This is a genomic window from Parafrankia discariae (assembly GCF_000373365.1).
GTDB lineage: Bacteria > Actinomycetota > Actinomycetes > Frankiales > Frankiaceae > Parafrankia > Parafrankia discariae.
This window is the reverse complement of sequence record NZ_KB891219.1, coordinates 309,370-322,785: the sequence shown is the minus strand read 5'-3', so window position 1 is coordinate 322,785 and position 13,416 is coordinate 309,370. Positions and strand designations below refer to the sequence as shown.

The following is a 13,416-nucleotide window of genomic DNA, read 5'->3' as shown; positions in this document are numbered from 1 at the left end:
CACACCCCCTTCGCCGGTTTCGGTAAGCCAGGCGGGGCTGGCGGCGTGTGCCGGACCGGTGACCCTGTCCTGCTGGTCACCCAGCCCTGGCACTCGGCCGCCGTGAGTGCCAAGTGTAGCTTCCCACCCAGGTCGGGGCAGCCATCGTGAGCAGACCCGCGCTCGAGGAACACACGGAGATCCGGAACCCCGGTCGCCGCCCGGGTGGGCGGGGAGGCGCGCTCAGTCGGGTAGCAGGGCACGGACGACCGTGTCGGTCAGCAGCCGGCCACGGCGGGTGAGCGCCACCCGGCCCTGCGCGAGAACGTCGGCGACGATGAGGCCGTCCGCCGCGAGCTCGGCGGCGACGTCCAGCGCCGGCCCGACCAGCGCGTCGACGCCCAGCCCCTCGACGAGGCGGACGCCCAGCATGACCCGCTCGACCCGCCGGGCCTGGGCGTCCAGCACCTCGCGGCCGGCGGCCGGGCTGCGGCCGGCGCCGACCCGGGTGGCGTACTCGGTCGGATGGCGGACGTTCCACCACCGGACGCCGCCCACGTGGCTGTGGGCGCCCGGCCCCAGCCCCCACCAGTCGTCACCGCGCCAGTAGCCCATGTTGTGGCGGCACCAGGAGGCCTCGTCACGCGCCCAGTTGCTGACCTCGTAGTTGGTCAGGCCGGCGCCGGCGAGCACCTCGTCCGCCTGCAGGTAGCGATCGGCGAGCAGGTCGTCGTCCGGTTCCAGCAGCTCACCGCGGCGCACCCGACGGGAGAGCTTGGTGCCCTCCTCCACCGTCAGGGCGTAGGCGCTGACATGGTCGGGCGCGAGCTCGATCACGGTGTCCAGGCTCGCCGCCCAGTCGCTCTCGGACTCCCCCGGCGCGCCGTAGATGAGGTCGAGGCTGAGCTGACGGAACCCGGCGGACCGCGCCCAGCCGACCACCTCGGGAACCCGGCCGGGGGTGTGCCGGCGGTCCAGCGCCGCGAGCACGTGCGGGCGGGCACTCTGCATGCCGAACGAGATCCGGGTGTACCCACTCGCCCGGAGCTGTTCGAGGGTCTCGAGGTCGACGGACTCCGGGTTGGCCTCGGTGGTGACCTCCGCGTCACCGGCCAGGCCGAAGGTGTCGTCCAGGACCCGCAGGACCTTGGCCAGATCGGCGGCCGGCAGCAACGTCGGGGTGCCGCCGCCGACGAAGACCGTCGAGACCGTCAGGTCCCGCTCGCCCAGGACGGAGCGGGCCAGCCGGGCCTCGGTGGCCACCGAGTCGACGAACGAGGCGGCCCCACCCTGGCCGCCCGCGCCGAGCTCGGCCGGGGTGTAGGTGTTGAAGTCGCAGTACCCGCAGCGTGCCGCGCAGTACGGCACGTGCACGTAGACACCGAACGGTCGGGTCCCGACCTCGGTGAGCGCGGCGTCGGGGAGCACGCCGTCGACGGGTGCCGGCGCCCCCTCGAGAGGCTTGGATGGCATGTCTCCAGTGTGCCCCCAACGCGTGCCGAGACCGCAACGCTCTGTTTGTCAACGTGCCCGGAGACCGTCATTTTGGCCGACCTCGGACGACACCTGGACCAGGAGCGGACAAGGCGCCCGGGCGCGCCGCTCTTACGGGCCATCGCCGGGCCGACCCGGGCGGCACGACGCGACCGACTGCCCAGAATCACCCAGTTTGTGGTCTGTTGACAATCGCACGGTCAAATCGTGGGCGGCTGGTCATGGATCAGTCGAGGTCGGTACGAAATGATTCGACCATGCAAGAGGAGCCCACCAGTGCCCTCGTGACCATCGAGGAACTACTACCCCCACATACCACCGAGTACCGGTCGGGATCGGTCCTCGCCCTGGGCTTCGCCCAGGCCGAACCGGCCACCGAACCGATCCGGCTTCCCCGGATCGCCGCGGCTCCCGAGAACGCCTGACGCCCGCCCGCCCGCGCCCGGCCCGCGAAGGGCCGGCCGGGGGCGCCGCGCCGCCTGCCCGCTCGCCGCTAACGCCCGGTCTTGGGCGCCGGCGACTTCGGGCTCTCGGTCGTGGACAGCGCCGCGATGAACGCCTCCTGCGGGACCTCCACCCGGCCGATGGTCTTCATCCGCTTCTTGCCCTCCTTCTGCTTCTCCAGCAGCTTCCGCTTACGGCTGATGTCACCGCCGTAGCACTTGGCGAGGACGTCCTTGCGGATGGCCCGGATGTTCTCCCGGGCGATGATCCGGCTGCCGATCGCCGCCTGGATCGGCACCTCGAACTGCTGGCGGGGAATCAGCTCCCGCAGCTTCGAGGTCATCGCCACCCCGTAGGAGTAGGCCTTCTCCCGGTGCACGATCGCCGAGAACGCGTCCACCGCCTCGCCCTGCAGGAGGATGTCCACCTTGACCAGGTCCGCGGCCTGCTCGCCGGCGGGCTCGTAGTCGAGGCTGGCGTAGCCGCGGGTGCGCGACTTCAGCGCGTCGAAGAAGTCGAAGATGATCTCACCGAGCGGCAGCGTGTACTTCAGCTCCACCCGGTCGGTGGAGATGTAGTCCATCCCCTTGAGCACGCCGCGCCGGCCCTGGCACAGCTCCATCACCGCGCCGACGAAGTCGGTGGGCAGCAGCAGCATCGCCTCCACGACCGGCTCGTACACCTCGGCGATCTTGCCGCCGGGCCAGTCGCTGGGGTTGGTCACCGTGATCTCGGAGGTGTCCTCCATGACGACCCGGTAGACCACGTTGGGGGCCGTCGAGATGAGCGTGAGGTCGAACTCCCGCTCCAGCCGCTCCCGGACGATCTCCAGATGGAGCAGCCCGAGGAAGCCACAGCGGAAGCCGAACCCCAGCGCCGCCGACGTCTCCGGCTCGAAGGTGAGCGCCGCGTCGTTGAGCTGCAGCTTGTCCAGCGCCTCGCGCAACGCCGGGTACTCGCTGCCGTCCAGGGGATACAGCCCCGAGTAGACCATCGGACGCGGGTCCCGGTAGCCGCCGAGCATCTCCGTCGCCGGACGGCGCGCCGAGGTGATCGTGTCCCCGACCCGGGCCTGGCGGACGTCCTTCACCCCGGGGATGACGTAGCCGACCTCACCGGCCGACAGCGACCCGGTCGGTTGGGGCTCCGGCGAGATGACGCCGACCTCGAGGGTCTCGTGGCTGGTCCCGGTGGACATCATCAGGCAACGGTCACGGGTGCTGAGCGACCCGTCGACGACCCGGACATAGGTGATCACACCGCGGTAGATGTCGTACACGCTGTCGAAGATCATGGCCCGGAGCGGGCCGTCCGGGTCGCCGCTCGGCGCCGGGATACGGCGGACGATCTCGTTGAGCAGCTCCGGGACCCCCTGGCCGGTCTTGCCGGAGACCTTGAGGACGTCACCCGGGTCGCAGCCGATGATCGAGGAGATCTCCGCGGCGTACTTCTCCGGCTGCGCGGCCGGCAGGTCGATCTTGTTCAGCACCGGGATGATCGCCAGGTCGTTCTCGATCGCCAGGTAGAGGTTGGCGAGCGTCTGCGCCTCGATGCCCTGGGCCGCGTCGACCAGCAGCACCGCGCCCTCACAGGCCGCGAGCGACCGGCTCACCTCGTAGGTGAAGTCCACGTGGCCAGGCGTGTCGATGAGGTGCAGGACGTAGTCCTGACCGTCGTCGGCCCGCCAGGGCAGCCGGACGTTCTGCGCCTTGATCGTGATACCGCGCTCGCGCTCGATGTCCATCCGGTCGAGGTACTGCGCGCGCATGTTGCGCGCCTCGACCACACCGGTCACACCCAGCATGCGGTCGGCAAGCGTGGACTTGCCGTGGTCGATGTGGGCGATGATGCAGAAGTTGCGGATCGACGCGGGGTCGACGCCGGAGGCCTCGTGCGGGGCTTCGGACACGCGGGCTGGTCTCGTTTCGCTGCTCGTCGGTCTGTCGGGCACGTCGGTCTGTCGGGCACTCGGTCCGGCTGGCGCCGTGTGCGCGGACTGTCATGTACACGGGCTCGAGTCCTTCATCGTGCCAGGCCCCCATCGTGCCAGGCACGCCGCGCCCGCCCGCGTGGCCGCGCCCGCACCACCACCCCGGCATGCTGGTTTGATAACGTCGGTGCCTCCCGGCACTCTCGTACCATCCCGACTCGAAACTCAGAGGTTCTCCCGCGTGGCCAACATCAAGTCGCAGATCAAGCGCAACCTCACCAACGAGAAGCGACGGCTGCGCAACAAGGCCGTGAAGTCCGAGCTGAAGACGCACGTCCGTCGCTTCCGCGACGCCGTCGAGGCCGGGGATGCCGAGCGTGCCGAGAGCGCCCTCCGCATCGCCTCCAAGAAGCTCGACAAGGCCGCCAGCAAGGGCGTCATCCACCCGAACCAGGCCGCCAACCGCAAGTCGGCGCTCGCCAAGGCCAACGCGGAGATCGGCGCCTCCTGACCCGACCGCGGGCGTCCGAGCCCGCGTCAGGTTCGTCACAGACTTCGTTCGAAGACCGGGCGACCCGCCAGGCGGGCCCCGGTCTTCGACGCGTCCCGACTCGCCCGCGGGGCTGTCAGTCCTCGGGGTCGGCCGCCGGTCCCAGCATCCGTTCGAGGTTCTCGGCATACGCCACCAGCGCCGCGACGGTGGCCGGCAGCACCAGCAGCACCCAGGCGCTGGCCAGATCCCCCATGGCGATCACCACCGTCACCAGGGCGGTGACCGTGCCGAGCACGCCGCGCATCCAGCCCGCCGGGAGCACTCGCAGACCGAGCATCCCCCCAGGCGGCACCTCGTGGGCGTCGGGGCCGGGCTCGTCCCACACACCGGGCTCGTCCCGCGCGCCGCGCTCCGGATCGCCGTCCCCCGGGCCGCGGTGTCGGCCCGCCGAGTCGTTCACCGCGCCCGCCCGGCGTGCTCGCCCCGGCCGCGGGCCTGGGTGACCTCGTGCAGGAGCCGTTCCAGGGCGTACCCGGCGTCCACGGCGGCGCCCTTGACGCCGGCGTCGGCGACCGCCACCGCCCGGATCGCCCGGGCCAGCCCCGGGTCCGACCAGCTCCGGGCCGCGCGCTGGGCGCGCTCGACCTTCCAGTCCGGCATGCCGAGGGCCTTGGCAACGTCCCACTTGGATCCGCCGCCCACCGCGGACACCCGGGCGAGGTCACGCAGGCCGCCCGCGATGGCACTGGTGACCAGCACTGGGGCCGTGCCGCCCTCGAGCGCCTGGCGCAGCAGGGTCAGCGCGCCGGCCAGATCGCCGGCGACGGCGGCGTCCGCGACCGCGAACCCGCTCGCCTCGGCCCGGCCCCGGTGGTAACGCGCGACCGCCGACTCGTCGATCACCCCGGAGGTGTCCGCGACCAGCTGGTCGCAGACCGCGGCGATCTCGCGCAGGTCACCGCCGACCGCGTCGAGCAGGGCTCGGACCGCCTCGTCGGTCATCCGCCCACCGAGCCGACGGATCTCCGCGATCACGAAGTCGTGCCGGTCGCGCGGACGGGTGATCTTCGCCGCCGGGATGACCCGGGCACCGGCCTTCTTCATCGCGTCCACGAGCTTGCGGTTCTTCACCACGCCGCTGTGGACCACGACGAGGATCACGTCGTCGAGCGGGTGGGCGACGTAGGCCAACAGCGCGTCGCGCAGATCCTCCGCCAGGTCGGCCGCGCCCCGGACCACCAGCACCCGGCCACCCCCGAACATCGAGCTCGCCCCGAGGTCGATCATGTCGGCCTCGGTGAGCTCGCCGGGTGACCGGTCGACGACCTCGACCTCCGGATCACGGGCCCTGGCGGCGGCGAGCACCTCCCGGACGGCACGTGCGACGAGGAGGTCCTCGTCGCCGCTCACGACGACCAGCGGTGGCGGGGCGGAGGGCGGCGGCACGTCGATCAGCATGTCACGAGCCGGCCGCGCCCTCTCGCGGACCGGGCCGGCGCGCCACCGCCCGGACCCCTCCGCCGGCCGTCTCGACAACGGCCACCGGGCCGTTCAGGTCGGTGCGGGCCACCGCCATCCCGGCCGCGCGCAGGCCGGCCAGCGTGCTCGGCGCGGGATGCCCGTAGGTGTTGTCGACGCCGACGCTGATCAGCGCTATCTCGGCGCCGGTCCGGGTGAGGAACTCCGGCAGCTGGTCCCCGGACCCGTGGTGAGCCACCTTGAGCACGTCGACGGGCCCGAAGCCGTCGACGGGCCCGAGGCCGCGCCGCGCCACCTGCCGCTGCTCCGGCGGCTCGGCATCCCCGGTGAGCAGCACCGTCACGCCGCCGACCGCCGCCAGGACGACGAGGCTGGCGTTGTTCGGGTCGCTGGCCGTGCCCCGCAGGACCCGTTCCGGGCCGATCACCCGCCAGCGGACCGCTCCGGTCTCCCCCACGGCGCCGGCGGAGACGGCCCGCACCGGCACGCCCGCCGCCCGCGCCGAGCGCTCGACCGCGTCCCACTGGTCGGCCGGTTCGGGCAGCGGGCTCACCACCAGCTCCCCCACCGGCAGCCGGCCCACCACCCCGCTCAGGCCGGCGGCGTGATCGGCGTGCAGATGGGTGAGCACGACCAGCGGTACCTCGCGCACACCGAGGTCGTCCAGGCAGGTGGCGATCAGCGCCAGATCGGGACCCACGTCGACCACGACCGCCGAGGCCGCCCCGGAGCGCAGGACCAGCGCGTCGCCCTGGCCCACGTCGCAGGCCACGATCCGCCAGCCGGGCGGCGGCCAGCCCGCCAGCCTCGGCAGCAGGAGCACCCGGGCCGCCAGCAGGCCCACCACCGCCGACACCAGCAGCCGACGGGTCGGGCGCCGCCGCGCCAGGGCCACCACCAGCACCACGCAGCCGAGTGCGGCGGCCGCCCCCGCGGGCCCCGACGGCCAACCGATCGTCCCCGCCGGGACACCGGCGGCGACATCCGCGACCAGCACGAGCCAGCGGCAGGCCAGCCCCGCCAGCCGCGCGAGCAGTGCGGCGACCGGGTCGTTGACGGCGGCGACGGCCATCGCCGACACGCCGAGCACGGTGGCGGGCGCGACCGCCGGCGCCGCCACCACGTTCGCCGGGATCGCGACGAGGCTGACACCCCCACCGAGCCAGGCCAGCACCGGAGTGCAGGCGAGCTGGGCGGCGGCGGCCACCGCCACGACCTCACCGAGCCGACCGACCGCACGGGCCCGCTCCAGCGCGTCGCGCCAGCCCGGCCCCCACACGATCATCCCCGTCGTCGCGAGCACCGACAGCGCGAACCCGGCGGACAACGCGAACGCCGGGGCCACCAGCACGACGGCGATGACCGCGGTCGCCAGCGCCGCCAGCACCGCGCGGGGCCGACCCGCGGCGAGGGCGACCAGGCCGACGAGACCCATGGCTCCGGCCCGGACCACGCTGGCGGACGGACGGGCCAGGATCACGAACCCGACGACCACCAGGGCCGCGGCGACCGCCCTGGAGCGGGCCCCGAGCCGGAGCCGCCCGAGCAGGAACAGCACCGTCCCGGCCGTGATCGCGAGGTTCGCGCCGGACACCGCGGTCAGATGACTCATCCCGGCGGCGCGGAAGTCGTCCTTCAGCCCGGGATCGAGGCCCGAGGTGTCGCCGACGACCAGCGCCGGCAACAGCCCGCCGGCGGGCTGGGACACCACCGCGGCGGCGTCCCGCAGTCCGGCCCGCAGCCACCCGGCGACCCGTTGCACGGCCGGCGGGCTTCCACGCGCCCGCGGCGGCGCCCGGACGAACAGGACCGCCGCGATCGTGTCACCCGGGCCCGCCGGCGCCAGCCCGGCACGCACGTCGAGCCGCTGCCCCGGCAGGTAGTTCGCGAGATCCGGGCCGCGCCCCACCAGGAGCACTGGTACCGAGGCCCGCAGCCGGCGGCCGGGGCCGGTCACGGCCACCAGCCGGGCCCGGGCGGTGACCGTCGGTCCCTCCCGCGGGCCGGCAGCGGCGGCCGGCGCCGAGGCCGAGGTCTTCGGGTCGTCGCTGAGGACGACCTCGGCGTCCACGGTCCGGTGGGCCCGGGCCAGCTCGGCGAGCGGGCCGGCGAACCGGGGTCGCGCGGCCGCCCCACCCACGAGAACCCCGGCCGCGAGGAAGGCCAGGGCGACCAATCCGACCAGCGCTCCCGGCCTGCCGAGCCGGCCACCGGGACCCCGGCGCAACGCGATCAGAACCCCTGCCGGACACCCGCACAGCGCCAGGCCGGCGGCGCCGAGGAACACCGGCCCGGGGCCCCAGTACCCGGCCGCCGCCGCCCCGCCCCAGGCCGCGGCGGCCGGAACGACCAGACGGAGGTCCAGCGGACCCTCTCGCGCCGGGTCGGAGCCGCTCGGCAGGCCGAGCCCGGTCTCCATCGCGACGGCGACCATCAGGCCGTCACCAGAGGCATCAGGTCCGCCAGCCGCCGGTCACCGACACCGGTGACCTCACCGAGCTGGTCGGGCGAGGTGAAGGGCCCGTTCGCCGCCCGCCAGTCGATGATCCGTTGGGCCAGCACCGGACCCACGCCGGGCAGGGTATCCAGCTGTTCCAGTGTCGCGGTGTTCAGGTCCAGCGGCTGGCCCGGCGAACCTCCCCCGGCACCTCCCGCGGAACCGCCGGCCGACCCGGAGGACGGGCCGCCACCGGCTGCCTCCGGGGGCGGCGTCGCGGGTCCCGGCCGCCCGTCGACCAGGATCTGTTCACCATCCGCGAGGAGCCTGGCCAGTGCCAGCCCCGTCGTGTCGGTGCCGGGCAGCACACCACCGGCCCGCTCGACGGCGTCCACCACCCGGGAACCGGCCGGCAGGCGCACGACCCCGGGGCGCGCCACCCGCCCGGCGACGTCCACGACCACCTCCGGTGCCGCGGACTCCGGCGCCGCGGAGTCCGGGGCGCCGGACTCCGCAGCCGCGGGCGGCGTCGCCGCTGGGCTCCGGGTGGTCTCGCCGGACCCCGGGGCACCGGCCGCCGCCGCGCTCGGTTGGAGGGCCACCGGCCGGTCGCGCCAGGTCAGCCAGCCGACCACGGCCGCCGCCGCGACTGCCACCAGTACCAGCACCAGCGCCGCCCGGGCCGTCGGGGCGAGGACCACATGCCGCAGCGTCGGCGGGAGGCGAGCGGCGACAGCCCGCCGCGCCCGCGAGCCGTGGGTGTCCGCCCGGCCCACGTCCCGCTCGCCATCGCCATCGCCGTTATCGGCGCCCCAGCCCCCGCCCTCCCAGACCTCGTCGTCCTGGACCTCGTCGTCCTGGACCCAGCTGTCCTGGGCTCGGTCGCTCTGATTCCAGCCATTTCGAGTCATGCACGCAAGGTAGGAGCCGGGAGGGTTCGTCCGGGCCGAGGCGGAGCGGATGTGGATGACCAGTTCTCATCCACAGGGCCGCGGACCGGGGAGCTGGAATGACCCGCCGTCCACTTTGGTTGCGCACGCAAGTAACGTGCATGACGGCACCACCAGCCACCCGGCCCACGCACTCAGAGGAGAGCACGATGACCGCTCCCGCCCCCGTCCTGACCGACCTCACCGGTACCTGGACGCTCGACCCCGCGCACACCCGGATCGGCTTCGCCGCGCGCCACGCGATGGTCACGACGGTCCGCGGGCAGTTCAACGCCGTGCAGGGCGCCCTCGAGCTCGACGGCGCGAACCCGACGGCGTCCACCGCGTCGGTCACCATCGAGACGGCCAGCTTCGACACCGGCGTGGCCGACCGCGACGGGCACGTCAAGTCGGCCGACCTGCTCGACGTCGAGCAGTTCCCGACCATCACCTTCGTCAGCACCGGCGCGAAGCTCGGCAAGGACGAGGACAGCTACGTGCTCTCCGGCGACCTCACGATCCGCGGGGTGACCCGGCCGGTCGAGCTCGCGATCACCTTCGAGGGCAGCTCCAAGGACCCGTTCGGCAACGTCCGCGCGGGCTTCACCGGCACGACGAGCATCAGCCGCAAGGAGTTCGGCCTGACCTACAACGCCGTCCTCGAGACCGGCGGCGTGCTCATCAGCGACAAGGTCAAGATCGAGCTGGACGTCTCGGCCATCAAGTCCTCCTGACCGCCCGGGTCCTCCCGGCCGCCCGTCCCACCCGCGCCGCTCAGCCCAGACGGGTCACCGAGACGGTCACGCCCAGGGACGTCGAGGCACCACCGGAGTACACGCCGAACATCGGTGGGACGTCGTTGTAGTCCCGCCCGCGGGCGACCACCACATGCTGCTCGCCCGCGGGCACGCCGTTGGTCGGGTCGAAGCCCCACCACTCGCCCAGCCAGCCCTCGACCCAGGCATGGCTCTGCCCGCTGACGGTCTCCCCCACCGCGGCGTCCGCCGAAGGATGCTGGTAGCCCGACACGTACCGGGCCGGCATCCCGGCGGCGCGCATCAGGACGAGCGCCAGGTGGGCGAAGTCCTGGCAGACGCCCACCCCCTGCTGCCACGCCTCGACGGCCGAGGTGCGCACCTCGGTCGTGCCAGGCTGGTAGCGCAGCTTCTCCCGCACCCAGTCGCCGACCGCGGGCAGGAAGTCCGCGGGAGCGTTGGCGGCGGCGAGCTCGCGGGCCGCGGCCAGCAGCTCCGGGTGCTCCGGCGTCGAGACGGTCGGCCGGACGAACTCGACGAACCGGTCCGCGACACGGTCGTCGGTGAGGCCGTCCCAACCGGGGACGTCCGTGGGCCGCGCCGGGGCGGGCGCCGTCTGCACGACCGAGCGCCCGGTGACGATCAGCTCGGTGTGCGGAGTGTGCAGGTCGAAGGCGGTGACCTGGGTCCCCCAGTAGTCCCAGTACCGGTAGGTGGTCGAGGCGGGCTCGGTGCGGACGGTCGCCTCGAGCGTGAGCTGGCGGTCCCCGGTCTGCGGGATGATCCGGGCCTCGTTGTACGAGGAGATCACCGGGCTGGCGTACCGGTAGCCCGTCGAGTGCTCGATCCGGATCTGCCAGCTCATTGCTGCTTTCCCCTTCGTCCCATCAGGCCAGCGCAACCCATCAGGCCGGCACCTCGCTCGCCCAGGTGCGCGGACTGTCCCGGGCGAAGTAGCGGGTGGTGACGGCCGCGCTGACCGCCGAGCAGGTCCGCTGCAGGGCGGCCAGCAGGTCGGGCATCTCCGCGACGAGCTCGTCGATGCTGCGGAACTCCAGCTCGGTGCGGGCCCGCCCGACGGTGCGCCGGGCGGCGTCGTCCACCGTCGCCCGGACCAGGCCGCGGCTGGTGTCCAGCTCGGCGAGGATCTGCTCGGCGAGCGCCAGTGACCAGTAGATCGACCGTGGGAAGAGCCGGTCCAGCAGCAGAAACTCCGCGACCCGGGCCGCGTCCACCGCCCGCCGGTAGGTGCGCAGGTAGGCCTCGTGCGCACCGCACGAGCGCAGCAGGCTGACCCAGCTCTGCGAGCTCGGGTCGTCGCTGATGCTCGACGACAGCAGCCGGGCGGTCATGTCGACCCGCTCCAGGCTGCGCCCGAGCACCAGGAAACGCCAGCCGTCGTCGCGGGCGAGGGTGGCGTCGACCAGCCCGGCCAGCATCGCCGTGCGCTCCCGCACATAGCGGAAGTACACGTGCGGGCCCATCCGGCGGGCGAGCTCCTCGGTGTGCGGCAGGTCGTTCCAGGTCGCGTTCAGGCACTCCCACACGTCGCTGGAGACCACGACCCGGGCACCACGGGCGTTCTCCCGCGCCGCGGAGAGCGACCCGCGGATGCTGGAGGCGTTCGCGGCCTCGTAGGCGAGTACCTCGGTGACGTACCGGGAGTCCGCGGGGCCGGCCCGGTCGGCGACACCCATCACGGCGAGCAGCTCGGCCCCGGCCGACGTCTCGTCCAGCCACGGGTCCTCGAGCACCCGGTGGACGTGGACGTCCAGGATGCGCGCGGTGCACTCGGCCCGCTCGGCGTAGCGGCCGATCCAGAACAGCGACTCCGCGATGCGGCTCAGCACAGCCCGCCCCCCTGCTGGTTCTGCTGCTCGGACTGCTGTTGTTGCTGCTCGTCGGACGAGTGCGGGCCGAGGTCGGGCCCGGCGGCGACCGCCTGCGTCAGGCCGGACCGCCGGCGCAGGAGCGCGGCCTCCTCCGGTGCGACCCGCTCGGGGGCGAGCACCCAGGTGTCCTTCGAACCACCGCCCTGGCTGGAGTTCACGACCAGGCTGCCACGGGGCAGCGCGACCCGGGTCAGCCCGCCGGGCAGCACCCAGATCCGGTTCCCGTCGTTCACCGCGAACGGCCGGAGGTCGACGTGGCGCGGCCCGAGGCGGTCGTCGGCCAGGGTCGGCGAGGTCGACAGCTTCACCACCCGCTGCGCGATCCACCCGCGCGGGTCGGCGAGCACCCGGGCGCGCAGCTCCACCAGCTCGGCCTCGGTGGCCTGCGGGCCGATCACGATCCCCTTGCCACCGGAGCCGTCGACCGGCTTGACGACCAGGGACTCGAGGTTGTCCAGCACGTGGGCACGCTGGTCCGGGTCCTCCAGCCGGAAGGTGTCGACGTTGTCGAGTGCCGGCTCCTCACCGAGGTAGTAACGGATGAGGTCCGGGACGTAGGTGTACATCAGCTTGTCGTCGGCGACCCCGTTGCCGACCGCGTTCGCGATCGTCACGTTCCCGGTCCGGGCCGCGTTCAGCAGACCCGCGCAGCCGACCATCGACTCGGGACGGAAGTGCAGCGGGTCGAGCCAGTCGTCGTCGACCCGGCGGTAGACCACGTGCACCGGATGGTCACCCTCGGTGGTGCGCATGGTGACCCGGTTGTTCCGGACGGAGAGATCACGGCCCTCGACGAGTTCGACGCCCATCTGGCGGGCGAGCAGTGCATGCTCGAAGTAGGCGGCGTTGTACACGCCCGGGGTGAGCACCACGACGGTCGGGTCGGCGACCTCCGGGGGTGCCGCGGCGCGCAGCGCGTGCAGCAGGTGGGTGGCGTAGTCGGCGACCGGGCGCACCCGGTGGGTGGAGAACAGCTCCGGGAACACCCGGGTCATCGCGCGGCGGTTCTCGATGACGTAGCTGACCCCGGACGGGACCCGGACGTTGTCCTCAAGCACCCGGAAGTGGCCGCGCTCGTCCCGCACCAGGTCGATGCCGCTGACATGCGCGCGGACGCCGTTCGGCGGGTCGATGCCGTGCGCCGCCCGGTGGAAGTGCGAGCTGGACAGCACCAGCCGGCGGGGCACGATGCCGTCCGCGAGGACGTCGGCGCGCCCGTAGACGTCGTCGAGGAACGCCTCGAGCGCACGCACCCGCTGGGTCACGCCCCGCTCGATGACGTCCCACTCGTCGCAGGAGAGCAGCCTGGGCACCAGGTCCAGCGGGAACGGCCGCTCCTCGCCGAACAGGTTGAAGGTGATGCCGGCGTCCCGGAAGGCACGGTCGAGCGCGATCTTGCGGGCCGCCAGGTCGGAGCTGCTCAGCGGCTGCAACGCGTCGTGCAGGGCGGTGTACACCTCCCGGGGGCGATGCGCCGCGTCGAAGACCTCGTCCCAGGCGGCCGCTGCCGCGACCTCCACCGGATACCCCTCGAAAAGGTCCGCCACGCCGAGGAGCGTAGGTGCTCCGTGTTACCTGCGAATG

The 13,416-nt window shown here is 73.3% G+C and carries 12 protein-coding genes; 3 read left to right on the top strand and 9 right to left on the bottom strand.

The window, feature by feature from the left end:
* Positions 1-222 precede the first annotated feature (222 nt).
* Complete coding sequence (hemW, locus tag B056_RS0118470; RefSeq protein WP_018503349.1) at positions 223-1,452, bottom strand: radical SAM family heme chaperone HemW; 1,230 nt, start codon at positions 1,450-1,452, stop codon at positions 223-225.
* A gap of 278 nt (positions 1,453-1,730) precedes the next feature.
* Between hemW and B056_RS42870 the strand changes: the two genes are divergently transcribed.
* Positions 1,731-1,898, top strand: a complete 168-nt coding sequence (locus B056_RS42870; protein ID WP_230203061.1) for a hypothetical protein — start codon at positions 1,731-1,733, stop codon at positions 1,896-1,898.
* A 68-nt stretch (positions 1,899-1,966) separates the two neighbouring features.
* Here B056_RS42870 and lepA read toward each other — a convergent pair whose 3' ends face one another.
* Positions 1,967-3,826 (bottom strand): translation elongation factor 4, encoded by a 1,860-nt coding sequence (lepA, locus tag B056_RS0118460; protein ID WP_018503347.1) that lies wholly within the window; start codon positions 3,824-3,826, stop codon positions 1,967-1,969.
* Positions 3,827-4,088: 262 nt separating this feature from the next.
* Between lepA and rpsT the strand changes: the two genes are divergently transcribed.
* Positions 4,089-4,358, top strand: a complete 270-nt coding sequence (rpsT, locus tag B056_RS0118455) for a 30S ribosomal protein S20 (RefSeq protein ID WP_018503346.1) — start codon at positions 4,089-4,091, stop codon at positions 4,356-4,358.
* Positions 4,359-4,473: 115 nt separating this feature from the next.
* Here rpsT and B056_RS0118450 read toward each other — a convergent pair whose 3' ends face one another.
* From B056_RS0118450 to B056_RS37035, 4 genes are read right to left on the bottom strand one after another with little or no spacing between them, the layout of a single operon-like run.
* Positions 4,474-4,800, bottom strand: a complete 327-nt coding sequence (locus tag B056_RS0118450) for a hypothetical protein (RefSeq protein ID WP_018503345.1) — start codon at positions 4,798-4,800, stop codon at positions 4,474-4,476.
* Entirely contained in the window at positions 4,797-5,798 is a 1,002-nt protein-coding gene (gene holA / locus B056_RS0118445; protein ID WP_035751940.1) for a DNA polymerase III subunit delta, read from the bottom strand. Before holA ends, B056_RS0118450 begins: the two co-directional genes overlap by 4 nt.
* 1 nt (position 5,799) lies before the next feature.
* Positions 5,800-8,253: a ComEC/Rec2 family competence protein gene (locus B056_RS0118440; RefSeq protein ID WP_018503343.1), complete on the bottom strand. Its 2,454-nt coding sequence runs from the start codon at positions 8,251-8,253 to the stop codon at positions 5,800-5,802.
* Positions 8,253-9,167, bottom strand: a complete 915-nt coding sequence (locus tag B056_RS37035) for a ComEA family DNA-binding protein (protein WP_026239848.1) — start codon at positions 9,165-9,167, stop codon at positions 8,253-8,255. Before B056_RS37035 ends, B056_RS0118440 begins: the two co-directional genes overlap by 1 nt.
* Positions 9,168-9,355: 188 nt before the next feature.
* On the opposite strand from B056_RS37035, the gene B056_RS0118430 reads away from it, so the two are divergent.
* Positions 9,356-9,919, top strand: coding sequence for a YceI family protein (locus B056_RS0118430; protein WP_018503342.1), 564 nt, complete (start codon positions 9,356-9,358; stop codon positions 9,917-9,919).
* 40 nt (positions 9,920-9,959) lie between these two features.
* Here the strand turns inward: B056_RS0118430 and B056_RS0118425 are convergent, their stop codons facing one another.
* The 3 genes from B056_RS0118425 to B056_RS0118415 are packed head-to-tail and all read right to left on the bottom strand — an operon-like array spanning position 9,960 to position 13,379.
* On the bottom strand, positions 9,960-10,805 hold the full coding sequence (locus B056_RS0118425) for a transglutaminase family protein (protein WP_018503341.1): 846 nt from the start codon (positions 10,803-10,805) through the stop codon (positions 9,960-9,962).
* Positions 10,806-10,845: 40 nt separating this feature from the next.
* Positions 10,846-11,790 carry an alpha-E domain-containing protein gene (locus B056_RS0118420; RefSeq protein ID WP_018503340.1) on the bottom strand — a complete coding sequence of 315 codons (945 nt, stop codon included), beginning with the start codon at positions 11,788-11,790 and terminating at the stop codon, positions 10,846-10,848.
* Entirely contained in the window at positions 11,784-13,379 is a 1,596-nt protein-coding gene (locus B056_RS0118415; protein WP_018503339.1) for a circularly permuted type 2 ATP-grasp protein, read from the bottom strand. The genes B056_RS0118420 and B056_RS0118415 overlap by 7 nt, the downstream gene beginning before the upstream one ends.
* Positions 13,380-13,416: the final 37 nt, after the last annotated feature.